Source organism: Rhodococcus sp. NPDC057297 (assembly GCF_042667435.1).
Taxonomy (GTDB): domain Bacteria; phylum Actinomycetota; class Actinomycetes; order Mycobacteriales; family Mycobacteriaceae; genus Rhodococcoides.
This window is the reverse complement of the sequence record NZ_JBHUZE010000003.1, coordinates 242,326-264,947: the sequence shown is the minus strand read 5'-3', so window position 1 is coordinate 264,947 and position 22,622 is coordinate 242,326. Positions and strand designations below refer to the sequence as shown.

General features: G+C 64.8%; 21 protein-coding genes. 6 read left to right on the top strand and 15 right to left on the bottom strand.

What is annotated here, in order from left to right; genetic code table 11:
* Positions 1-121: 121 nt before the first annotated feature.
* On the bottom strand, positions 122-709 hold the full coding sequence (locus ACFULT_RS11205) for a hypothetical protein (RefSeq protein WP_378481475.1): 588 nt from the start codon (positions 707-709) through the stop codon (positions 122-124).
* Between the two features lie 174 nt (positions 710-883).
* On the bottom strand, positions 884-1,087 hold the full coding sequence (locus ACFULT_RS11200; protein ID WP_005248460.1) for a cold-shock protein: 204 nt from the start codon (positions 1,085-1,087) through the stop codon (positions 884-886).
* 446 nt (positions 1,088-1,533) lie between these two features.
* Between ACFULT_RS11200 and ACFULT_RS11195 the strand changes: the two genes are divergently transcribed.
* Both ACFULT_RS11195 and ACFULT_RS11190 read left to right on the top strand, forming a co-directional pair.
* Positions 1,534-3,900: a DEAD/DEAH box helicase gene (locus tag ACFULT_RS11195; protein ID WP_378481474.1), complete on the top strand. Its 2,367-nt coding sequence runs from the start codon at positions 1,534-1,536 to the stop codon at positions 3,898-3,900.
* Positions 3,901-4,014: 114 nt separating this feature from the next.
* A complete protein-coding gene (locus tag ACFULT_RS11190; protein WP_037108819.1) occupies positions 4,015-4,575 on the top strand; it encodes a MaoC family dehydratase N-terminal domain-containing protein in 561 nt (186 codons plus the stop codon).
* Positions 4,576-4,603: 28 nt separating this feature from the next.
* Here ACFULT_RS11190 and ACFULT_RS11185 read toward each other — a convergent pair whose 3' ends face one another.
* The 7 genes from ACFULT_RS11185 to ssd are packed head-to-tail and all read right to left on the bottom strand — an operon-like array spanning position 4,604 to position 9,173.
* Positions 4,604-4,963, bottom strand: coding sequence for an Rv3654c family TadE-like protein (locus tag ACFULT_RS11185; protein ID WP_094720487.1), 360 nt, complete (start codon positions 4,961-4,963; stop codon positions 4,604-4,606).
* Positions 4,960-5,247, bottom strand: a complete 288-nt coding sequence (locus tag ACFULT_RS11180) for a TadE family type IV pilus minor pilin (RefSeq protein ID WP_094720486.1) — start codon at positions 5,245-5,247, stop codon at positions 4,960-4,962. The genes ACFULT_RS11185 and ACFULT_RS11180 overlap by 4 nt, the downstream gene beginning before the upstream one ends.
* Before the next feature lie 20 nt (positions 5,248-5,267).
* Positions 5,268-5,468 carry a DUF4244 domain-containing protein gene (locus ACFULT_RS11175; protein WP_037108504.1) on the bottom strand — a complete coding sequence of 67 codons (201 nt, stop codon included), beginning with the start codon at positions 5,466-5,468 and terminating at the stop codon, positions 5,268-5,270.
* A 60-nt stretch (positions 5,469-5,528) separates the two neighbouring features.
* Positions 5,529-6,107 carry a type II secretion system F family protein gene (locus ACFULT_RS11170; protein ID WP_378481473.1) on the bottom strand — a complete coding sequence of 193 codons (579 nt, stop codon included), beginning with the start codon at positions 6,105-6,107 and terminating at the stop codon, positions 5,529-5,531.
* Entirely contained in the window at positions 6,098-6,886 is a 789-nt protein-coding gene (locus ACFULT_RS11165; RefSeq protein WP_378481472.1) for a type II secretion system F family protein, read from the bottom strand. The genes ACFULT_RS11170 and ACFULT_RS11165 overlap by 10 nt, the downstream gene beginning before the upstream one ends.
* On the bottom strand, positions 6,883-8,061 hold the full coding sequence (locus tag ACFULT_RS11160; protein ID WP_094720483.1) for a TadA family conjugal transfer-associated ATPase: 1,179 nt from the start codon (positions 8,059-8,061) through the stop codon (positions 6,883-6,885). The genes ACFULT_RS11165 and ACFULT_RS11160 overlap by 4 nt, the downstream gene beginning before the upstream one ends.
* Positions 8,058-9,173 carry a septum site-determining protein Ssd gene (gene ssd, locus ACFULT_RS11155; RefSeq protein ID WP_378481471.1) on the bottom strand — a complete coding sequence of 372 codons (1,116 nt, stop codon included), beginning with the start codon at positions 9,171-9,173 and terminating at the stop codon, positions 8,058-8,060. The genes ACFULT_RS11160 and ssd overlap by 4 nt, the downstream gene beginning before the upstream one ends.
* Before the next feature lie 412 nt (positions 9,174-9,585).
* On the opposite strand from ssd, the gene ACFULT_RS11150 reads away from it, so the two are divergent.
* A complete protein-coding gene (locus ACFULT_RS11150; protein WP_378481470.1) occupies positions 9,586-10,419 on the top strand; it encodes an HAD-IB family hydrolase in 834 nt (277 codons plus the stop codon).
* 364 nt (positions 10,420-10,783) lie between these two features.
* Here ACFULT_RS11150 and ACFULT_RS11145 read toward each other — a convergent pair whose 3' ends face one another.
* The 5 genes from ACFULT_RS11145 to ACFULT_RS11125 form a co-directional block, all read right to left on the bottom strand.
* Positions 10,784-11,536 carry an oxidoreductase gene (locus tag ACFULT_RS11145; RefSeq protein WP_094720549.1) on the bottom strand — a complete coding sequence of 251 codons (753 nt, stop codon included), beginning with the start codon at positions 11,534-11,536 and terminating at the stop codon, positions 10,784-10,786.
* A 106-nt stretch (positions 11,537-11,642) separates the two neighbouring features.
* The gene (locus ACFULT_RS11140; RefSeq protein ID WP_378481469.1) at positions 11,643-13,388 is read right to left on the bottom strand and encodes a dipeptide ABC transporter ATP-binding protein; all 1,746 of its coding nucleotides are present in this window, start codon (positions 13,386-13,388) and stop codon (positions 11,643-11,645) included.
* A complete protein-coding gene (locus ACFULT_RS11135; RefSeq protein WP_019662960.1) occupies positions 13,385-14,344 on the bottom strand; it encodes an ABC transporter permease in 960 nt (319 codons plus the stop codon). Before ACFULT_RS11135 ends, ACFULT_RS11140 begins: the two co-directional genes overlap by 4 nt.
* Positions 14,337-15,263 (bottom strand): ABC transporter permease, encoded by a 927-nt coding sequence (locus tag ACFULT_RS11130; protein ID WP_019662959.1) that lies wholly within the window; start codon positions 15,261-15,263, stop codon positions 14,337-14,339. Before ACFULT_RS11130 ends, ACFULT_RS11135 begins: the two co-directional genes overlap by 8 nt.
* A 142-nt stretch (positions 15,264-15,405) precedes the next feature.
* A complete protein-coding gene (locus tag ACFULT_RS11125; RefSeq protein ID WP_378481468.1) occupies positions 15,406-17,034 on the bottom strand; it encodes an ABC transporter substrate-binding protein in 1,629 nt (542 codons plus the stop codon).
* A gap of 441 nt (positions 17,035-17,475) precedes the next feature.
* On the opposite strand from ACFULT_RS11125, the gene acs reads away from it, so the two are divergent.
* Positions 17,476-19,434: an acetate--CoA ligase gene (gene acs / locus ACFULT_RS11120; protein WP_378481467.1), complete on the top strand. Its 1,959-nt coding sequence runs from the start codon at positions 17,476-17,478 to the stop codon at positions 19,432-19,434.
* A gap of 117 nt (positions 19,435-19,551) precedes the next feature.
* Here the strand turns inward: acs and ACFULT_RS11115 are convergent, their stop codons facing one another.
* Positions 19,552-20,925 (bottom strand): MFS transporter, encoded by a 1,374-nt coding sequence (locus ACFULT_RS11115; RefSeq protein WP_052059230.1) that lies wholly within the window; start codon positions 20,923-20,925, stop codon positions 19,552-19,554.
* Positions 20,926-21,112: 187 nt separating this feature from the next.
* On the opposite strand from ACFULT_RS11115, the gene ACFULT_RS11110 reads away from it, so the two are divergent.
* Together ACFULT_RS11110 and ACFULT_RS11105 are read left to right on the top strand one after the other, a co-directional pair.
* Positions 21,113-21,634, top strand: coding sequence for a phage holin family protein (locus ACFULT_RS11110; RefSeq protein WP_019662955.1), 522 nt, complete (start codon positions 21,113-21,115; stop codon positions 21,632-21,634).
* 18 nt (positions 21,635-21,652) lie between these two features.
* Positions 21,653-22,594 (top strand): alpha/beta fold hydrolase, encoded by a 942-nt coding sequence (locus ACFULT_RS11105; RefSeq protein WP_037108481.1) that lies wholly within the window; start codon positions 21,653-21,655, stop codon positions 22,592-22,594.
* The last annotated feature ends 28 nt before the right edge of the window (positions 22,595-22,622 follow it).

The window sequence follows — 22,622 nt, the reverse complement described above, 5'->3', positions numbered from 1 at the left end:
GCGTCCTGTAGAGCCACTCCGTGAGTAGTTTCTACCTGTCGAAACCGACAATTTTGCCGGTCCGCCTGGTAACAGAGTGGCATACGACGTCAAAATACTCGCAGATCAGCTCTACATCTTCTTACTCGGCGGTCGGCCAACTGGTACGTGCGTCCGGATTTTCCGGCGCAGGTCCGACGTTCTCGACCAGCCTCAGCATTCGCCTGCGCCCGGTGATGCGCAGCCCTGGATTGGAGCCTCGGGTGCCGATGAGAGTGGGAGCTATGCCTGCTCTCATCAGCGACTGAGCCAACGGGGCGTGCGTGTCGGGCGCGTGCGGATCCAGTCCCAGAACATACCGTTCGCCCTCGGCTTCCGGTCGGCCGCCTGCGAGCACCCACGCGCGGAGCTCGCGGGCGCCGGGCACCCAACCCGGCGGCATCGACTTGACCGCGCCCTTCGTCCACAACGACGCGAGTGCCGACAACTCGGGCACCGACGCCGTCCGCACGAGCGGCCTGTCCTCCTCGGACCGGCCGAGTTCGGACACGAGCCCGCACTGCGCCATCAGGTCCGCGATGGCCTCCGCGCGCCAGGACGAATCGACGACGACCGAGATGCGAGCACCGGACGCCGACAGAACCACCTGCCCGGTGGACGCGAGAAGTCCACTCAAGTCGGTCACCGACGGCGGCAGCGACTCGGCGGAGAAGAAGGACAACTGGTTCACAATGTGGACAGTAGAACAAAAGCGAGAGTGGAGCCTGCAGGAACGACCCGAGAAGACGGTGTCTGCTTCGGCCAGAAGCCACATATACAACTCATCCCCCTTCGCTTCGGCATGCGCCGAAAGCGATAGGGGGATGAGAGGTGTCGATTCCGCTCGCGGGGAGCGGGGTGTCGATCAGACTGCGCGAACTCCGGTTGCCTGGGGTCCCTTGGTTCCCTGGCCGACCTCGAACTCGACGCGCTGGTTCTCCTCGAGGGTGCGGAAGCCGCTGCCCTGGATCTCGGAGTAGTGGACGAAAACGTCAGCGGAGCCGTCTTCTGGTGCGATGAATCCAAAGCCTTTTTCGGCGTTGAACCACTTCACAGTTCCCTGTGCCATGCTTTTCCTTCTCTTTCTAACACCGGATGCGGTGGGCAGCACTTACAGTCCACCGGGCCGGTTCCGACCGTTGTACTTCCTGAATTCCCCCTCAGGCGGAACCCGCGTCCGACAAGCGTTGCCGAACCACAGACCCCTTCAGGAAACGCTCCAAAAGCACACCGCCCGCAACATAAGATCCTGCGAGCGTGAAAACGAACACAGAAGCTGCGACCGGTTCAAGTCAACCACGCTTTTCGCGTTTCCAACAGTCGAAAAAGTCAGTTTTCGCACATTTTGTTGATCTTGACGCTCATCACCGGCAGATTTGCGTCGCCCGACCCCTCTCACCAGCACGTATACCGAGGCGCCGTCGTCGTTCGAATGACCGACCGATAGCATGAAACCCGCAGGTCGCGACGTCATCGCGACGCACCTGCAACAGAACCGAAACATGGAGAGCAGTAGTGACCCAACCAGATCCATCGCCGACGGGTCATTCGAACAGCTACGGCAGGGCGCTTCTCGACCGCGTGCTGGCGGGTACGCCGTCCGGAGAGCAGCCCCTCACCCATGTCGCGGAGCTACCGGGTCGCGAGGCCCAATTCACGGACTGGCCAACATGGTTGAAGCCCGAAGTAGCCGCCGTCTTCCGATCTCGCGGTATCGCACGTCCGTGGACACACCAGGCGCACGCGGCAACTCTGGCCCACAATGGTCATCATGTTGTCCTGTCAACCGGCACAGCATCCGGGAAGTCACTGGCATACCAGATGCCCATCCTGTCCACACTTCTCGGCGATTCACGAGGCACCGCGCTCTATCTGGCACCGACGAAAGCGCTCGGTGCCGATCAACTGCGCAGCACCATCGCCGTCACCGACGAGTTGCGCGCTGATGCACCGGAACTGGCCGAGGTATTTTCCAGCGCCTACGACGGGGACACACCGATCGAGATCCGCCAGTGGGCGCGCGCGAACGCCAGGTGGCTCTTCACCAACCCCGACATGATCCACATCGGGATACTCGGCGCACACGAGCGTTGGGCACGATTTCTGCGCAACCTCCGCTACGTCGTGGTCGACGAATGTCACTATTACCGTGGCGTGTTCGGCTCCAACGTCGCCTTGATCCTGAGGCGTCTCCGCCGAATCTGCGCCCGCTACGGCGCGACCCCGACCTTTGTCCTCGCCAGCGCCACCACGTCCAATCCAGGCACGGCCGCGTCCAGGCTCGTCGGCGCTCCGTGCGAGGAGGTGACCGAGGACGGATCACCGCACGGCCCACGAACCGTCGCGTTGTGGGAGCCCCCGCTCATGAAGGAGATCACCGGTGAGAACGGTGCGCCCGTCCGGCGATCCGCGGGCGCGGAGGCGTCCCGCATCATGGCCGACCTGATGGTCGAGGGCGCGCGCACACTCACGTTCGTCCGTTCCCGTCGTGGCGCCGAGGTGACCGCGCTCGGCACTCAAAGCCTGCTGGCCGACGTCGACCGCGACCTTCCCGGCCGCGTCGCGGCCTACCGCGCGGGGTACCTCGCCGAGGATCGACGCAAGCTCGAATCCGATCTGTCCGACGGCACCCTGCTCGGTGTCGCGACCACCAACGCACTGGAGTTGGGTGTCGACATCGCCGGACTCGACGCCGTGGTGGTGGCCGGCTTCCCCGGCACGGTGTCCTCGTTCTGGCAGCAGGCGGGTCGGTCCGGTCGACGAGGCGAGGGGTCGCTCGTCGCCCTCGTCGCCCGAGACGATCCACTGGACACCTACCTCGTTCACCATCCGGCCGCCCTGTTGGACAAACCGATCGAGGCGACCGTCACCGATCCGTCGAACCCGTATCTCCTGGCACCTCAGATGCTCTGCGCGGCAGCCGAACTACCCATCACGACCGACGAGGCCGCCGAGTTCGGAGCAGAGGCGGTGCTCGACGGCCTCGCCACGGACGGGTTGGTGCGCAAGCGACCGCACGGCTGGTTCATCACGCCGGACGGCCAGCAGTACGCCCCGCACGCGTCGGTGAACATCCGCGGTGGAACCGGCACCCAGGTGGCCATCGTCGACGGCGGATCGGGGCGGATGCTCGGAACGGTCGACTCCGGAAAAGCGCCGGCAACAGTGCATCCCGGAGCAGTGCACATTCATCAGGGTGAGAGCTTCGTCGTCGACGATCTGAACCTGGAGGACGGTCTGGCGCTCGTTCATCCCGAACAGCCCGACTGGAGCACGTCCGCACGCGAAACGACCGACATCGCCGTCACCGACGTCCACTCCCGACGTGACCACGGTCAGGTCACCGTCGCACTCGTTCAGGTGAACGTGACGCACCAGGTCGTCGGCTATCTGCGTCGGCTGCACTCGGGCGAGATTCTCGATTCGATCGAGCTCGACATGCCGGAGCAGACGCTCGACACCCGCGCCGTGATGTACACGATCACCCCGGAGCTGCTGGAGGACAGCGGAATCACCGCCGAACGTTTCCCCGGCTCTCTCCACGCGGCCGAACACGCAGCCATCGGTCTGCTCCCGCTGGTCGCGACCTGCGACCGATGGGACATCGGCGGGGTCTCGACGGCGCTGCACCCGGACACCGGACTTCCGACGGTGTTCGTCTACGACGGATACGACGGCGGTGCCGGCTTCGCGGACCGCGGACATCGAGCGATCGTCGACTGGCTGGAAGCGACGAGAGAGGCGATCACCTCCTGCGAGTGCCCGTCGGGGTGCCCGTCGTGCGTGCAGTCACCGAAATGCGGGAACGGAAACGATCCCCTCGACAAGGACGGCGCCGTGACCGTCCTGGATGTCGTGGTGGCCGCGATTCGCCCGTCGTGATCGGCCACACCACGGCGCCGCAACTTTTGTAAGTTGTGGGCGAGTTCGACCGCTTCGCTGCACATCTCTCCGTCGACTGGTGGACTTCCATTCAGTAGACGAGGAGAGGTGACCATGTCGACGATGTCGCTGATCGATCACGAAGTGTCCGAGCCCCGATCCATACGGGACATGGTGGGCGCACACCACTTCGTGACATTCACCTACGAAGTCGGACGCGAGAAGATCCGCGAATTCACCCGTGCGGTCCACGACGACCACCCCGCGCACGTCGACGATGCGGCCGGCCACGAACTGGGGCACGACGGCATCATCGCGCCGGTCACGTTCGTCGCCGTCATCGGCGCAGCCGTGTTGCCGGAACTGTTCGAGAACCTCCTCGTCGGGTACGGGCTGAAGGACATTCTGCACTCCGACCAGCAGATCGTGCTGCACAGAACGATACGAACCGGTGATGTCCTGGGCAGCGACCTGTGCCTCGAATCGTTCCGCCAGGCTGGTGGCAGCGACATCATGGTCACCAGGAACGAAATCTGCGACTCGGCAGGCGAACCCGTCGTCACCACCAGAACCACGTTCGTCGCCCGGACCGACGAGCGCCGCGACAACGGCGTCACGGCTGCCGATGACGGCTTCGGCAGCCTGCTCGACGGGATCATGCGCAGAGGCGGGTAAGGCACGAGTGGAGCCTGCGGAGCGACGGTCAGGGGCCTGCGCGGGCCGAGGCCACTGCGTCGCGGATACCCAAGCGTCCCAGCGTCACCGAGACAGTGACTTCGACGACGACGTCCCACCCCTCGACAGTGCAGGTCGACACGGATCCGCCGACGCGCTCGACGACGTCTAGGCCCGTGGCGCACGCGTCCACGACACCTCGATCGAGCGCACCGGCCGCGGCCAGGGCCGCGAGATCCGCAGCCGATTGCGCTCGGTGGCGCGCGCCGACGGCGGATCCGACGTGCACGACGGCTATCACCACCACCAGCAACGCGGTCAACGCGAACGCCGCGGTCACCGTCACGCTGCCTTTGTCCTGTGATTCGAATCGAGCAAAGGCGTTCATTCGGGCACCGACTCCATGACCGCCACCGCATCGGCCGAGACGGTGAGCCCGGGCAGCAGCGTGGACGATTGGACTCGAACGGTCACCATTCCGTCCTCGGTGTCCACCGACATCGTGGCTCTCGCAGGCAACAGCGATTCCGACACGTCGTCACCTCGGGCCACGAGCCGAGCAGCCTCCCTGGCTGCATCGACGCACCGGACATGCTGCGACACTGCGGTGATCGCACCGATGCAGGTGATGACGACGGCGACGATGGAGGCAAGCGCGATAGCCGCCTCCACCGTCGCCGAACCGTCGTCGGCTACACCGAAGTGGCGAGCGCGCGATCGATGATCCCGGTCAACGCGTCGACGATGGACGATCCCGTGACCACCGTGTAGAGAATCGCACCGAACGCCGCCGCGGCGATCGTGCCGATGGCGTATTCCGCGGTGGACATCCCGTCGTCGTTCACCGCGGCGAGAATCAATCGCGTCCTCGCCTGTCGCATCACAGCTTTCATGATCTTCCCCCTTATTGACGTCCGGACCGGCGAACCCGGTCCGGAATTCCAGTCGTGATGTCACAGCGCACCACCTCCGAGCACCGTGCTCGCCAGTCCGATCACCACAGGGACGATGCCGAGACAGACGAAGGCAGGTAGGAAACACAGTCCCAGTGGCCCACTGACGAGCACTCCTGCTCGTTCGGCTTCCGCTGCCGCGGCGTCCTCGGCGCTCGCGCGCTCGGAGTCTGCCAACTCCGCGACGGCGTCCGCGAACGACGCACCCGATCGAGAGGATCGACGAGCCATGCGCGCCAACGCTTCCACCTCGGGTAGCGCACCGACTGCCCTCCACGCATCGTCCGGATCGGCGCCGAGACTCAGCAGGTCCGCTGTGGTCCGTAGCGCGTTGGACACGTGGGGCGGAGCCATCGTCGACACCGCGCGAGCCGCGGCCCCTGCGGACAGTCCACCGGCGAGGCACGCCGCCATCATGTCGAAACACGTTGCCACCGCGTGTCGATCGGCGACGGGGGCGGTCTCGCGTTCGTCGACGACGTAGCCCTCCCCCACTACCCTCCCGAGTCCACTCCTGTCCGCAGGTGCGGTGATCAGAGCGGCTGCGGCACACAGCATCGCAATCCCGATCATCGGCATACCTTGTCGGTGATGGCATCCGTCCACAGAAGTCCGCCGCAGACGAGGGCCGTCCCGATCACGAGGAGAACGCCCCCGAGCCCTCCTCCGAGGAGCACCGACAGCGGGGCCGCTCCCATTGCCTGACCGAGGCCGACGCCCACGATGGGCAGACACGCGAGGACGGTTCCGGTGGCCCGGGCACCTGCCAGCGAAGCCTGAGTGCGGTCACGGAACCGATTGCGTGCCTGCATGTCTCTGCGAGCGGCGCCGAGCAACCGGGCCAGGGCGAGACCGTGTTCGTCGGCGATTCGCCATGCGGAGGCGACGATGGACAGCGGGTCGGAGATCGCTGTGTCCGGTACCGACAGCCCATCGTGCGCGCGCCCGCCCATGCGTGCGTGTCCGGAGGCGCGCTCGAACGCGATCCCCACGGTGCCGGAACTTTCCGCAGCCGCGACAGCCGACGCGGACGCAGGATGCGATCCGACTCCGAGTTCTCCGATGACGGTGTCCAGTGCAGCGATCAAACTTGCGGATTCGGTACGGAACGTCCTCTTCTCGCGTGCGGATCGTCGACGCTTCCACACTGTGGCCCCGACGATCACAGCGGCGAACAGTGCATGAACTCCCGCGAACCACACGAGGGCGATCGCACCGACAACCGCCGAAACCGGAACGATCGCGGCCCGATACCGCAGGACCGTCACTGTTGGAGTGCGGAGCACTCGAAGGCGAGCCTGCGGACCGGGAACAGCGAGAAGCGCAGCTGCGCAGAGCAGTACGCCCATCGCGGTCACAGCGAATCCATCCGACGGCGAATCATGTCGTCGAGTTCGGCTCTGCCGCCGGCGGTACCGTCGATCGACCACGCGGGCACGACCCCTACTCGGCCCGTCACGTCGGGAACGAGCACGGCGATCTCCCTCAATCGCCTGCGACCGTTGGACGATCTGTGCACGTGTAGCACCACCTGAACCGCAGCGCCGAGTTGACTGTGCAGCGCGTCTCGACCCATGCCGCCGAGCGCCGCGAGCGCCTCCAACCTCGCGGGTACCTCGGCGGGAGAGTTGGCGTGAATGGTGCCCGCGCCCCCGTCGTGTCCGGTATTGAGCGCCGTCAGCAGGTCGACGACCTCGGCTCCGCGTACCTCACCTACCACGAGACGATCCGGCCTCATACGCAGTGCCTGACGCACGAGCTGGCGCACGGTCACCTCGCCGACACCCTCGACATTCGGCGCACGCGCCACCATCCGCACGACATGAGGATGAGACGGGGCGAGCTCGGCGGCGTCCTCGACACACACGATCCGCTCGGTGGCGTCGACCTCACCGAGAAGCGCGGCGAGCAACGTAGTTTTTCCCGCGCCCGTGCCGCCGATCACGAGGAACGCCAGTCTGGCCCGGACGATGGCGCGCAGCAGGTCGAGCGCCTCCGGATCGACGGCCCCGCGCTCGGCAAGTGCTCCCAACCCTTGAGTCGCCGGCCGAAGCACCCGCAACGACAGGCACGTGCCGCCACGCGCGACAGGTGCCAGCACGGCGTGCAGCCGAACCCCGAAGGAACCGTCACCGACCCCGGGCAGTTGACCGTCGACCCACGGTTGAGCATCGTCGAGGCGTCGGCCCGCCGACAACGCGAGCCGTTGGCAGAGTCGCCGCACGGCCGTCTCGTCGGCGAAACGGATTCTGCTGCGCTCCAGGCCGACTCCCCGGTCCACCCACACCTCGTCCGGCGCGGTCACGAGGACGTCCGCGACAGCCGGGTCTCGCAGCAGCGGCTCCAACGGTCCAGCGCCGGTGAATTCCGTCTGCAGAGTCCGCAGTGCAGCCAACAGGTCGGTGTCGCTGAGCACACCGCCGGCCTCGATCCTGATGGCTGCGGCCACGGTCGTCGGTGTCGGTTCCTCTCCCGCGCCGGCAAGCCTGCCCCGCACCCGATCGAGCAGTTCCCCCGTCACGACGGCGCTCATGCCGCCCGCCGTCCCTGCCGAGGCTTACGTGCGAACGTCTCCAGAATGTCCGACGCCGCACGACGAAGCGGCGATCGCGCCGACAACGTCAATCCACCACGCTCGACGCGTCGGGCGAGGCCCGGTTCGGGACGCATGCTCGCAAGCAACGGCAAGCTCAACGCGTCGGCGATGTCGGTGCTGCGGAGCCCACCGGGCGCCGGCCCGCGGACGACGAGCCCGACGTTCGAATTCCTGGCACTCAGGTACGCCGACGCGTTCTCCGCCGCCGACACCGACGCCAACGTGGCGGTCACCACCAGCACCACGAGATCCGCAGCGTCGTGATAGATGTCGGAATGCGATCCGATGGTGCGCGGTGCGTCGCAGACCACCAGATCACCGATGCGTCGTCCGGCGTCGACGACAGCGGACGACGACGCCTCGCCCTGGCCCGCGCCGCGCGTTCTGCTCGCCACACTGCCGGCCGACAGCACCGACAGATGCCCGACGGTGGGGAGCGCACCCCGGAGCGCGTCACCGGAGATTCGACCGGCTTCGACGATCAGCCCCGGCCATCGGAGCCCAGGGCTGGATTCCCAGCCGAGGAGCAGGTCCATTCCGGCGCCGTACTCGTCTCCGTCCACCAACAACGTTCGGATGTCCTGTGAGGACGCGGTGAGGGCTATCGCCGCAGCGAGGGTGGACGCCCCCGCTCCGCCGGTCGCACCCGTCACCGTGATGACCCCGCCGTCTCCCGCCGAGTCGTCCGGCTCGGCGCTGAGCAACGCGACGAGCGCGCTGTCGTCGCTCGGCAGTTCCATGACGTCGGATGCGCCGAGGACAGTGGCCAGACGCCAATGATCGACGCTCGCAGCACCGGGAACGACGACGGCAACTCTTGCTCGTCGCGGTAGGGACAGCCCGCCTGCCCTGCCGTCGACCAGGACGACACCGGCGTCCTCCCATTCGAGTCGCATCGAAGGCGAAATCTTACCGACTGGTAGGTCCCGTTCCACCACAACACAATCCGCCGCGGCCGCTACCCGCAGAACCTCTGCTCGCAGGGCAGCGTCGTCGGTCAACAGCAAGCAGGGGCGATCGCGTCTCGTCCCGATTCGGTCGGTGTCCATGGCCAGAAGCTTGGATGCGGAATCGGCTCGCCACCAGGGGGGTCTGCGACATTGTGGATGGATCTGGGGGTTGTGGATGAATTACTGGACACCCGTACCAGATTTCTTTCCCCGAACAGAGGACGACCCTCGCCAGGGGGGGAGGAGGCGAGGGTCGTCGGGTTCAGCCCCGGGGGGTCGGGCTGAACACGTCCGAACTAGTCGGACTGCACCGATACTACACCCGCATCACGTGCCGTTTGCAAGTTCAACATTCGACGAAATCCGGTACCGACCAGTAGCCCTGACCCCCACCCGACCACTACACACTCCACTCGCGTCACCTGGGTCGTTCCTGCAGGCTCCACTCCCGTCACCTGGGTCGTTCCCGCAGGCTCCACTCCCGTCACCTGCGCCCTCTATCCTTCACAGTGTGACCACCAGCGCCCGTATCGACGACGCCGAATCCACTCGTCCCGCCGGAAGAATTGCCGCGTTCTTCGATTTGGACAAGACAATTATCGCCAAGTCCAGCACGCTTGCGTTCAGCAAACCGTTCTTCGATCAGGGACTGATAAACAGACGCGCCGTACTGAAGAGCAGCTACGCGCAGTTTCTCTTCCTGCTCTCCGGTGCCGACCACGATCAGATGGAACGGATGCGCGCCCATATCGCAGCGATGTGCGCGGGTTGGGACGTGGAACAAGTCCGTTCGATCGTTGCAGAGACGTTGCACGACATAGTCGATCCGCTCGTGTTCGCCGAAGCCGCCGATCTCATCGCGGACCACAAACTGCGCGGACACGACGTCGTCGTCGTGTCCGCTTCCGGCGAGGAGATCGTCAGGCCGATCGCCGAGGCACTCGGCGCGGACATCTCCACGGCGACCAAGATGGAAGTCGAGGACGGCCGCTACAACGGGACCGTCGAGTTCTACTGCTACGGCGAGGGCAAGGTGGAGGCGATGGAGTCTCTCGCCGAATCCCGAAACTACGATCTGTCACAGTGTTTCGCGTATTCGGACTCCATCACGGACCTGCCGATGCTCGGCGCCGTCGGACACCCGACGGCAGTCAACCCGGACCGAGCGCTACGCAAGGAAGCCGCAGCCGCTGGATGGCCGATTCTGACGTTCTCCAACCCGGTATCCCTGCGATCACGTATCCAGAAACCATCGGGAACAACCGTAGCGGCAAGTGCTGCAGTAGGTTTCAGCGCTCTGGCCGCCGGCGCGATCACTTACAGACTACTCCGCAGAAAACGATGACCTCTACCCCTTGATGTGAGCGGCGCCACAGGGTACAAATGACGTACGGAAGAACGGAAGGCCAAGTTCGAACCGGAAGAGAAGGTTCGTTTCTCCCGACCGCGATTCCCAGCACGGACATCAGGCACCCACGCGGAGCGCGCCGCTGACAGGGCAGAAGCGCTGTGGGCCTGCGAGTTTCGGGAAGCAGCAGCAAGAACCCTGCACCGGTTGCAGGGATGACCTCCTACTTCACCGGATCGTCGCCGAGGCCTCGCGATCACAGAATCGCCACAGCCCACCTTTGCACGCTTGGTAACCGGTTAGTCCGTGCTAAGGGGCGGCGAAGTCGACTTCGGACGATGACGCCGCCCTTTTGGGGTTTCTACTGGCTTGCGGAGCCGGCCGCCTCCGCAATCGACGTCGCCTCCGCCGCGCCTGCTTCGAGAGCGCCGCAGCAATAGATGATCCAGCTCCCGACACCCGTCGCCGAGCCGGACGCGAAACCGTCGGCGCCGTCGCGATACGCCTGCGAACGTCGCATCCAGCTGACCTCGGGCACACCGAGGTTGTGCGGATCGAGACCGGACGACGCCGCGACCAATCTCGACGCCGCTCGGGCGACCACACCATCGGCGGTTCCGAACGGCTTCAACGTCAGCAGCTCACCGTGCACTATGGCGGCGACGACGGGCGCAGGAGCGGACGTGCCCCCGGTGACGAGCTGGGCGAGAAGATCCAACCGATTCCCGACGCCGTCGCGTGGCCGTCCGAGCAGTGTGTCGTCGTCGACGAGGTCGGCCGCAGCGAGCAGATGCAGCCGTGCAAGTGCTTGTAGCGGTGCCCGCTTCCACACGGGCAGCATGTTCTGCAGCGCGTCGCCGTCGAGCGCGGACCCGACGCGCAGGCACCCGGCCAGAATCGGATCGCCGTCCTCGCCTGCACGAGGGAAGTCCATCGTGCCCCCTTCGAGCACGGACGACGACCGAGCGGCGCGGACAGCGGCCTCCGCCGCGGTCGCCGGCCAACCCCGACGGTTCGCCTTGTGTCGGTGAACAGCGCCGAGAGCATCACGCGCGCGCTCGGCGGCGTCGACGATTCCCGGTAGCTCGAGCAGCGGTGCAAGTGGATCGGTCACGAGTGACGACGGTACCCGCGTGCTCTTCTCACCGGCACCGCACCACCGTGCGCTCACGACCGGGATGTCGGCGGTGGACGCACGGTGGTGCGAGTGACCAGGAGCGTCAGGCTCCGAGCTGAATGGATCCACCCGGAATAGCGGCCAGCAGCCGCTGCGTGTACTCCTCCTTGGGATTGTCGAAGACTTCGTCGGTCTTCGCTGCCTCGACGATTTCACCCGAGCGCATGACGAGGACGTCGTCGGCGATCTGCCGGACGACGGCGAGGTCGTGCGTGATGAACAGGTACGTCAGTCCCAGTTCTGCCTGCAGATCGTTCAACAGGGACAGAATCTGAGCCTGGACGAGTACGTCGAGGGCCGATACCGCCTCGTCGCAGATGACCACCTCGGGCTGAAGCGCGAGCGCACGGGCGATGGCCACACGTTGACGCTGACCACCGGACAACTCGTTGGGGAACCGCCGCATGACCGAGGCCGGCAGCGACACCTTGTCCAGCAGATCCCGCACCCGAGCTTCGCGCTCCTTCTTGGTGCCGACGCCGTGGGTGCGGAGCGGCTCCTCGATGGTGCGGAAGATCGAGTACATCGGATCCAGTGAGCCGTAGGGGTTCTGAAAGATCGGCTGGACTCGACGCCGGAACGCGAATGCGTCCTTGTTGGACAGCCCGGCGACGTCGCGGCCGTCGAACTTCACCGTTCCCTCCGTCGGCTCGAGCAGACCGAGAACCATCTGCGCCACGGTCGATTTACCGGACCCGGACTCGCCGACGATGGCCGTCGTCGTACCGCGCTCGACCGTGAAGGACACATCCTTGACGGCGGTGAAGAGCGTCGATTTGAACGGGCTGCCGCCGCGCAGCTTGAACTGCTTGGTCAAACGATCGACCACCAGTACGGTGTCCTCGGCGGGCTCGAAGGCACTGTCGTGCTCCTCGGCGACGACCTCCTCGGCAACCTCCTTGGCTTGCTCGACGATCTCCTTGCGCACCGCCGACGACTTCAGCCGCTGCGACGCCAGCGACGGTGCCGCCGCGACCAGCTTCTTCGTGTACGGGTGCTGCGGGTTCTGCAGAATCTCCAGTGCCGGACCGGATTCGACGATCCGGCCCTTGCTCATGACCACCAGGTGCTCGGCGCGCTCGGCAGCAAGACCGAGATCGTGGGTGATGAGCAGAACCGCAGTTCCGAGTTCCTTCGTCAGACCTTCCAGATGATCGAGAATCTGACGCTGCACGGTGACGTCGAGCGCGGACGTCGGCTCGTCGGCGATGAGCAGTTTCGGCCGGGCGGACAATCCGATCGCGATGAGTGCACGCTGACGCATACCGCCGGAGAACTCGTGCGGATACTGATTGACACGCTTCGCCGAGTCCGTCAGGCCTGCTTCGTCGAGCAGTTCGATGGCCCGAGCCTTCGCGGCCTTGCCCTTGGCTATGTTGTTGGCCGCCAACGCCTCCTCGATCTGGAAACCGATCTTCCACACCGGGTTGAGGTTGGACATCGGGTCCTGAGGAACCAGCCCGATCTGACTGCCGCGAACCTCGACGAAGTCCTTCTCCTTGGCCGTGGCCAGGTCCTTGCCGTCGAAGAGGATCTCGCCGCCGGTCACCTTGCCGGTGCCGGGCAGCAGATTGATGATGGCGTGCGCCGTCGTCGACTTACCGGACCCGGATTCGCCGACGATGGCCACGGTCTGGCCGGGATACACCGTCAAGCTGACGCCTCGAACTGCCGGTACCGGACCGGAATTCGACTGGAAGGACACCTCGAGGTTCTTGATGTCGAGCAGAGGCTGCTCTGCCTTGCCTGGATCAGTGGTCATCGCGTCGTCTTTCGTACGTTCGCTCATCGCTTACGGGCCTTCGGGTCGAGAGCGTCGCGCAACGCGTCGCCCATCATGATGAAGCCCAGCACGGTGATTGCCAGTGCCGCTGCGGGATAGAACAGAATCGTCGATCCCTGACGCAGGGTGACCTGCGCGGCGCTGATGTCGCCGCCCCACGACACCTCGGTCGGGGGAAGCCCGATACCCAGGAAGGACAGCGTGGCTTCGGCAACGATGAAGGTACCGAGCGAAATCGTCGTGATGACGATGATCGGAGCCATCGAGTTGGGAAGGACGTGCCGAATCAGGGTGCGCACCTTCGAGACTCCCAATGCACGGGAGGCCATGACGTAATCGTTGTTCTTCGCCGACAGTACGGCGCCACGCGTGATGCGCGCCATCTGCGGCCAACCGAACAGTGCGAGAACGAGAATCACGGTCCAGATGGTGCGATCGGTGAAGAGCTGCATGAGCACGATGGCAGCGAGGATCAGCGGGACACCGAAGAAGATGTCGGTCAGACGAGACAGCAACGAATCCGCCCAGCCGCCGTAGAAGCCCGCGAACGCACCGAACAGCACGCCGATGACCAGAACGAGGAAGGTGACTCCGACACCGGTCAGCACCGACGCGCGTGCACCGTAGATGGTGCGTGCGTAGATGTCACAGCCCTGACGGTCGAATCCGAAGATGTGGCCGGACTGCGGTCCCTGCATGCTGAAGTCCAGGTTGCAGTACCTGGGGTCGGCGCTGGTGAACAGCGACGGGAACGCAGCGACGACGATGACGGCCAGAATGATGAGCGCCGAGACGATGAAGATCGGACGCTTGCGCAGGCTGACCCACGCGTCCTTCCAGATGCTGGCGGGCGCCTCGTCGATGTTCACGGCATCGGTCTGACTGACGTCGATGACCTCGTCTTGTTCGACGAATCGCGCTTGCCGCACGGAGCGGTCGTTCGAAGATGTGGACTCAGGCATAACGGATCCTTGGGTCGAGCGCTGCGTAGAGGAGATCGACGACGAGGTTCGCGATCAGGTAGACGACGATCAGGACGGTCACGAAGGACACCACCGTCGGCGCCTCACCTCGGATGACCGCCTGGTAGATCGTGCCGCCGACGCCGTTGATGTTGAAGATTCCCTCGGTGATGATCGCGCCGCCCATCAGCGCAGCGAGGTCCGCGCCGAGGAACGTGACGACCGGGATGAGCGAGTTACGCAAGACGTGCACGTTCACGACGCGACTGCGGGACAGGCCCTTGGCTGTCGACGTGCGCACGAAGTCCGCGCTCAGGTTCTCCGCGACCGAGGTCCGCGTCAGGCGCACCACGTACGCGAAGGACACGGCACCGAGAACGAATGCCGGGAGCAACAAATTCTTGAAACTGGTGTTGCCACCGACCGTCGGCGGGACGATGCCCCATTTGATACCGATGAAGAACTGTGCCAGGAAGCCGATGACGAAGATCGGGACGGCGATGATGACGAGGCTGACGATCAGCACGGTCGAGTCGAACAGCTTGCCCTTGCGAAGACCGGCGATCAGACCGAAACCGATACCGAAGACGCCCTCGATGACGAGAGCCATCGCGGCGAGCTTGGCGGTGATCGGAAATGCCTGCACGAGAACTTCGCTGACGGGACGGCCGGAGAACGACATTCCGAAGTCGAAGGTGAAGATGCCCTTCAGGTACAGCAGGTACTGCACGATGAACGGCTGGTCGAGGTTGTAGCGAGCCCGCAGCTGATCGGCGACGGCGGGGCTGATGGCCTTGTCACCTGCGAGTGCGGCAATGGGGTCTCCTGGAAGCAGGAAGACCATGGCGTAGATCAGGAATGTCGCCCCGATGAAAACGGGGATCATCTGAAGTAATCGGCGTCCGATGTACCAGAGCATCGGATCACCTCCTTTGGAGGAAGGTGGACGTCACCGAGAAGGCCGGGGCGTCGAAAAGTAGTGAGGGGGCAAGCACACGAGCAGGGCGGTAGGTGAAAGACCTACCGCCCTGCTCGGTCTCATGGAGATGAAGAAGAGAAGATCAGTTCTTCTCGATCTCGTTGTAGATCGGGATTCCGTCCCAGCCGATCTTCACGTTGGTCACGTTCTCGGACCATCCGCTGGCTGCGTTGCGGTACCAGTTCGGCACTGCGGGAAGGTCGTTCAGCAGGATCGACTGAGCCTGGTTGACCAATTCCTGCGCTGCGGCCTTGTCCGTCTCACCTGCGGACTCGCGGAGCAGACGGTCGAACTCGGGGTTGGAGTAGTCACCGTCGTTGGAGCTGCCGCCGGTCTGGTAGTTCTGCGCAAGGAAGCCGTACTGCTGCGGGTAGTCACCCTGCCAGCCCGAGCGGAACGCCGTCGGGATGGTGCGGTTGGTGGCCTCGGTGCGCAGCTGCGCGAAGGTCGGGTACGGAGCACCCTGCGCCTCGATGCCGAGCGTGTTGCGGATGCTGTTGGTGACAGCGTCGACCCATTCCTGGTGTCCACCATCGGAGTTGTACGCGATGGCGAAGGTGCCGGTCCACGGTGCGATGGCGTCGGCCTGAGCCCACAGAGCCTTCGCGGCCTCGGGGTCGTACTCCACGTTGGACTCGTTCTCGAGCGAATCCGTCCAGCCCTCGATGGCCGGACTGGTGTAGTCCTTGGCCGGGGTACGCGTGTTGTTGAAGATCTGCTCGGTGATCTGGTCGCGGTTGATCGCCTTGGAGATCGCCTGACGACGCAGAACGCCTTCCTCGCCGCCGAAGTGCGCGAGACGCGACGGGATGGTGAACGTCTCGATGCTGGCAGACGGCTGGTTGACCGTGCGGCCGGGCAGATCGGTCTCGAACGTGGTGACGGCCGAGGACGGCACGTTGTCGAGAACGTCGACGTTGTTCGACAGCAGATCCGTGTACGCGGTGTCCAGGTTGCTGTAGAGGATGAAGCTGACGCCACCGTTGGCGGGCTTACGGTTTCCGTCGTAATCCGGGTTGGTGATCAGGTCGATGCGGACGTTGTGCTGCCACGCACCTTCGGACGCGAACTTGTACGGTCCGTTGCCGATGGGGTTCTCGCCGAATGCCGCGATGTCGTCGTATGCGACCTCGGGCAGCGGGTAGTACGCGGCGAATCCGAGACGATCGGGGAACGCTGCCTCGGGCTGCTTGAGCTCGATGGTGAACGTCTTGTCGTCGACGACCTTCAGTCCGGACATGGTCTGGACTGTCGGGTTCTCGGCGGCGACCTCGTCGTAGCCCTGGATCGGGTCGAAGAACGATCCCTGCAGCTGCGCGTTGGTGGACAGCGCGCCGTAGTTCCAGGCGTCGACGAAGGAGTTGGCGGTGACGGGGGTCCCGTCGGTGAACGTCCACCCGTCCTTCAACGTGATGGTGTAGTTCTGGCCGTCGGTGGTGTCGATGGACTCGGCCACCTCGTTCTGCACACCACCCTCGGGCGTGTACGAGACCAGGCCGGCGAAGATCGAGTCGACGACTCGGCCACCGGTGTTCTCGCTGGTATTCGTAGGAACAAGCGGGTTCTGGGGCTCGCCACTCCAGGCGTTGATGATCGCGGAGCCGTCTCCCGACCCTCCGCCACTCGTCGAGTCACCGGACGAGCACGCCGTGACCAGCGCCGCCGATACGACGACTGCTACCGCAGCTGTCGCAATGCGTGTTCTACGCAAGACAAATCCTCTCTTCGGTCGATCACGGGTTCGCCGTGATCGTCTCCCCACGGGCGTCACGCCCACGGGGTTCTGTGGGGCGACCGCCGGCCACACCCTTTAGTGCGGGGTGGCAACGATCTCAATACCGCAGACTTTAGACACATCCTGAAACGAACATGTGAACTCCCCCAGTTTTTGCTGACCGCCGAGTAGGCACGAAACATGATCGAAACGTTTCGGCAAGTCATTTGTCGCGATGACGGCACCCGTCCGTCCGGGCCACTCCGTCGGATCAGTCCTGAATACCGTCCGTCGCGCAGAACCGACCGATCACCGCAGATCAGAGGGTTGCACGCCGCTGCAACGATGCGACCGCCCTCACATGTGACTACCCTCACAAGGGCTTCCTGTGATGGCATTGAGCGCCTTACGCGGACGACGAAAGCGAGCATTCTTAAGATGACGACCAGCACCCCTGAAGCGACGGAGAACGGGGCCGGGGAGACCGCAGCGGAGACGTACCCGCCTTCGGCCGAATTCGCGGCTCAGGCGAACGCGACGGCCGACCTCTACGACGAAGCCGAGAAGGACCGCCTGGCGTTCTGGGCCGAACAAGCGCGCCGGTTGCACTGGCACACCCCGTTCACCGAGGTACTCGACTGGTCCGACGCACCGGTCGCCAAGTGGTTCGGCGACGGCGAACTCAACGTCGCCTACAACTGCGTCGACCGCCACGTGATCGACGGCCACGGTGACCAGGTCGCCATCCACTGGGAAGGCGAACCGGGCGACAGCCGCGACGTCACCTACTCCGACCTCCTCGCCGAGGTCTCCCAGGCCGCGAACACCCTCACCGACCTCGGTCTCGTCGCCGGCGATCGCGTCGCGATCTACATGCCGATGATCCCCGAGGCCATCGTCTCCATCCTCGCGTGCGCACGCCTCGGCCTGACCCACTCCGTCGTCTTCGCCGGATTCTCCGCCACCGCGCTGCGGTCACGCATCGACGACGCCGAAGCCAAACTCGTCATCACCACCGACGGCCAGTGGCGACGCGGCAAGCCCGCGCCCATCAAGGAAACCGTCGACCACGCCGTCGACGGGGCAGCCTCGATTCAGAACGTCCTCGTCGTCAAGCGCACCGACTCCGAGGTGGAATGGACCGAAGGCCGCGACCTGTGGTGGCACGAGACCGTCGCGCAGGCATCGACAGAGCACGAGGCGCAGCCGTTCCCGGCCGAGCACCCACTGTTCATCCTCTACACCTCCGGCACCACGGGTAAGCCGAAGGGCATCATCCATACCTCCGGCGGATACCTGACGCAGACTTCGTACACCCACCACAACGTCTTCGACCACAAGGCAGGCACGGACGTCTACTGGTGCACCGCCGACATCGGTTGGGTCACCGGGCATTCCTACATCGTCTACGGCCCGCTCTCCAACCGCGCCACGCAGGTCGTCTACGAGGGAACCCCCAATTCCCCCGACGAGCACCGGCATTGGAACGTCATCGAGAAGTACAAGGTCTCGATCTACTACACCTCCCCCACCCTCGTGCGCACGTTCATGAAGTGGGGCAAGGAAATCCCCGAAGCACACGACCTGACGAGCGTTCGCCTGCTCGGATCCGTCGGCGAACCCATCAACCCCGAAGCATGGCGATGGTTCCGCGACGTCGTCGGCGGCGGCACCGCCCCCATCGTCGACACGTGGTGGCAGACCGAGACCGGCTCGATCATGATCTCCCCGCTGCCCGGCGTCACCTCCACCAAGCCGGGTTCGGCGATGACCCCGCTGCCGGGAATCTCCGCCATGATCGTCGACGACGACGCCAAGCCACTGGGCAACGGCGGCAACGGATATCTCGTCCTCGACAAGCCGTGGCCGTCGATGCTCCGCGGCATCTGGGGCGACATGGAGCGCTACAAGGACACCTACTGGTCGCGCTACGCCGAAGAAGGCTGGTACTTCGCCGGCGACGGCGCCAAGTACGACGACGACGGCGCCCTGTGGGTCCTCGGCCGCGTCGACGACGTCATGAACGTCTCCGGCCACCGTATCTCCACCAGCGAAGTCGAATCGGCACTCGTCAGCCACCACGGCGTCGCCGAAGCAGCTGTCGTCGGGGCCGCCGACGACACCACCGGCCAGGGCATCGTCGCGTTCGTCATCCTGCGTGCCGGAGTGGACAACACCGGCGACGACCTCATCGCCGAGCTCAAAGCACAGGTGTCCGAGGAGATCTCACCGATCGCCAAGCCACGCGAGATCTCCATCGTCCCCGAACTGCCGAAGACCCGCTCCGGTAAGATCATGCGACGCCTCCTGCGCGACGTCGCCGAAGGCCGCGACCTGGGCGACACCTCCACCCTCGTCGACCCCAAGGTCTTCGAGGCAATCAAGAAGGGCCGCTGACACTCTCGCTTCCAAATGGGTCACTCCGCAGGCTCCGCTCCTGCCAAAATACCCCCGAGTTGTGCGTCCAGGACTCCTGGAGCCGCACAACTCGGGGGTATTTCCGTCAGTCGAGCGTTACACGTTCTCGAGCTGCTGATCCCTGGTTTCCTTCATCACGATCAGCGAGATCAGGGTCAGTGCAGCGACGATGGCCAGGTACACCCCGACCCATCCGACGCCGTAGCTCGAGACCAGCCAAGTGGCGATGAACGGTGCCACTGCGGCACCGAGGATCGAGCTGGTGTTGTACGAGATTCCCGAGCCGGTGTACCGCACGTTCGTCGGGAACAGCTCTGGCAGAACAGCACTCATCGGCCCGAAGGTGAGGCCCATCAGTCCGAGACCGACGCACATGAAGACCAGCATGCGTCCGGCCGACGCGTTCTCCGGCGCCGCGAACCAGTGGAACGACAGACCGAACACGACGATCGCCGAGGTGATGACGATCAGGGTGGGTCGACGGCCGTACTTGTCGGCGAGGATGCCTGCCACCGGAATAAGGGCCGCGAAGAACAACACCGCGATCAGCTGCAGCTCGAGGAAATCGGTGTAGGCGATGGTGATCTTCGGACCGTTCACGTCGGAGACCTTGCCGGTTCCGTAACTGACCACCCACGTGGTCATGATGTAGAACAGCGTGTACGTCGCCAGCATCACGAACGTGCCGATGATCAGCTGACGCCAGCTCGTCTTGAACACCTCGGCCAGCGGAGTCTTGACCTTCTGTCCGCGCTCGACGGCAAGCTTGAACACCGGAGTCTCCTCCAGCTTCAGCCGCACGTACAGGCCGATGATGACCATGATCGCGCTCAGCAGGAACGGAATTCGCCAGCCCCACGTCAGGAAGGCGTGGTCGCTGCCGGACACCGCGGCGTCGTACCCGGTGAGGATGACGATCAGCAAGAAGATGCCGTTGGCGAAGAAGAAACCGATCGGCGCACCCAACTGCGGGTACATCGCAGCCCAGGCGCGCTTGCCCGGCTTCGCCGTCTCCGTCGCGAGCAGTGCTGCGCCGCTCCACTCACCGCCCAGACCGACACCCTGCGCGAAACGCATCAAGGCCAGCAGAGCAGGCGCGATGATGCCGACGGAGTCGTACGTCGGCAGCAAACCGATCAGGAACGTCGCGACACCCATCGTCAGCAGCGAGCCGACGAGGGTTGCCTTCCGTCCGATGCGGTCACCGAAATGGCCGAACAGAATGGACCCGATGGGACGCGCGACGAACGCGAGCCCGAACGTCGCGAACGACGCGAGCAACGCCGTCGTGTCGTTCCCGGCCGGGAAGAACAGCTTGGGGAAAACGAGAACCGCGGCGGTCGCGTAGATGTAGAAGTCGAAGAACTCGATCGACGTTCCGACCATCGAAGCCACGACGATACGAGACCGTGGTACCTCCGGGGCCGCCGCTACAGAGCCGTCACCTGGGACGGCCGGGGAAGTACTCACTGCCTGCGCTCCTGCGATTGCACTCGGTATATGGGGGTATGTACAACTGGGAAGTTACCTGACAGCAACCTGAGAATTTCAGCGGATGCGTCGTTCCTGCAGCCACGACGCGTACGACCATGGGTCGGCACTAGTGTTAGGGCCGCAAGAACCAAACGATGCACCAGCAAGTGGAGGGGTCGAGAAGTTGAGCGATACCAATCGCGGCCAAGGCACCATTGCCAACGGCAAGAACGGCTACCCGGACGGGGTGCCGAACACCATCTCGTCCATCCCGTTGTCGGACGTCGACTACCGCGCGCCCGGCACCGGCAGCATCGGCAACCTGGTCAAGGACGCGACGACGCAGGTCTCGACGCTGGTGCGCGCCGAAGTCGAGCTGGCCAAGGCCGAGGTCACCGGTGAGATCAAGAAGGGACTGCAGGGCAGCCTGTTCTTCCTGCTCGCGCTCGCGGTTCTGATCTTCAGCGCGTTCTTCTTCTTCTTCTTCGCCGCGGAGACACTCGACATCTGGCTGCCCAGGTGGGCCGCTTTCCTGATCGTCTTCGTGTTCATGCTGCTCGTCGCCGCACTGTTCGGCTTCCTCGGCTACCTGCGCGTCAAGAAGCTGCGCAAACCCGAGAAGACCATCGACTCGCTCAAGCAGGCGTCGACGGTGCTGCCGAACCAGCACGAGAGCACTCCCGGCATCCCCGGTTACAAGAAGTAGCGGCGGCACGCACCGAACATGAGCCAGCCCGACCCGTCGACGGTGCGTTTCGCCGGCCCCTGGACGCACCGGGACGTACATGCCAACGGCATCCGCTTCCACGTCGTCGAGGCGGCCGACTCACCTGCCGACGGTCCTCTCGTGGTGTTGCTGCACGGTTTCGCCGATTTCTGGTGGTCCTGGCGTCATCAACTCACCGCGCTGACCGAGGCCGGCTACCGCGCAGTCGCCGTCGATCTGCGCGGTTACGGGGACAGCGACAAGCCACCTCGCGGATACGACGGATGGACATTGGCGGGCGACGTCGTCGGCCTGATCAGGGCCCTCGGTCACTCGCGCGCTGCTCTCGTCGGGCACGCCGACGGAGGTCTCGTGTGCTGGGCGACGGCCGCGTTGCACCCACGGATGGTGAGCGCTATCGGTCTGGTCGGATCGCCGCACCCGATCGCGCTACGCCGGTCGGTTCTCCGCGACAAGGCACAGCGGCGAGCCCTTCTGCCGTTCTTTCTGCGCTATCAGGTGCCTCTCCTGCCGGAGCGCTCCCTGACGAAAAAGAACGGCGAGGCCGTCGAGCAGCTGTTCAGGTCGCGTACCAGCCCTGCCTGGCAGGGCACCGAGGAATGCACCGACGCCGTGACCCAATTGCGGTCCGCGATCCGCATCGCCGGTGCTGCGCACTGTGCGCTGGAATATCAGCGTTGGGCGTTCCGCAGCCAGTTCCGCGGCGACGGCCGTCGTTTCATGAAGGCGATGGACACGTCGCTGGACATCCCCGCGCTGCAGGTCCGCGGCGAACTGGACCCGTACGTCCTCGCCCGCACCGTTCACGGTGACGTCGGGTGGGCCCCGGAGCGGCGCCTGCACACGGTTCTCGGTGCCGGTCACTATGCGCATCAGGAGTCGCCCGATGAGGTCACCGATCAGCTGAAGGAGCTTCTGGAGTCGTCCGGCGTCCGCTGACCCCTCTGTGAGTACTTATATAAGTACT

What these genes read in the sequence shown, in the direction of transcription:
- ACFULT_RS11200 (WP_005248460.1), bottom strand. Translation starts at nt 1,087, where the DNA reads ATGGCACAGGGAACTGTGAAGTGGTTCAACGCCGAAAAAGGCTTTGGA.
- ACFULT_RS11190 (WP_037108819.1), top strand. Translation starts at nt 4,015, where the DNA reads ATGTCGACGATGTCGCTGATCGATCACGAAGTGTCCGAGCCCCGATCC.
- ACFULT_RS11185 (WP_094720487.1), bottom strand. Translation starts at nt 4,963, where the DNA reads ATGAACGCCTTTGCTCGATTCGAATCACAGGACAAAGGCAGCGTGACG.
- ACFULT_RS11175 (WP_037108504.1), bottom strand. Translation starts at nt 5,468, where the DNA reads ATGAAAGCTGTGATGCGACAGGCGAGGACGCGATTGATTCTCGCCGCG.
- ACFULT_RS11170 (WP_378481473.1), bottom strand. Translation starts at nt 6,107, where the DNA reads ATGCCGATGATCGGGATTGCGATGCTGTGTGCCGCAGCCGCTCTGATC.
- ACFULT_RS11160 (WP_094720483.1), bottom strand. Translation starts at nt 8,061, where the DNA reads ATGAGCGCCGTCGTGACGGGGGAACTGCTCGATCGGGTGCGGGGCAGG.
- ssd (WP_378481471.1), bottom strand. Translation starts at nt 9,173, where the DNA reads ATGGACACCGACCGAATCGGGACGAGACGCGATCGCCCCTGCTTGCTG.
- ACFULT_RS11140 (WP_378481469.1), bottom strand. Translation starts at nt 13,388, where the DNA reads ATGAGCGAACGTACGAAAGACGACGCGATGACCACTGATCCAGGCAAG.
- ACFULT_RS11135 (WP_019662960.1), bottom strand. Translation starts at nt 14,344, where the DNA reads ATGCCTGAGTCCACATCTTCGAACGACCGCTCCGTGCGGCAAGCGCGA.
- ACFULT_RS11130 (WP_019662959.1), bottom strand. Translation starts at nt 15,263, where the DNA reads ATGCTCTGGTACATCGGACGCCGATTACTTCAGATGATCCCCGTTTTC.
- acs (WP_378481467.1), top strand. Translation starts at nt 17,476, where the DNA reads ATGACGACCAGCACCCCTGAAGCGACGGAGAACGGGGCCGGGGAGACC.
- ACFULT_RS11105 (WP_037108481.1), top strand. Translation starts at nt 21,653, where the DNA reads ATGAGCCAGCCCGACCCGTCGACGGTGCGTTTCGCCGGCCCCTGGACG.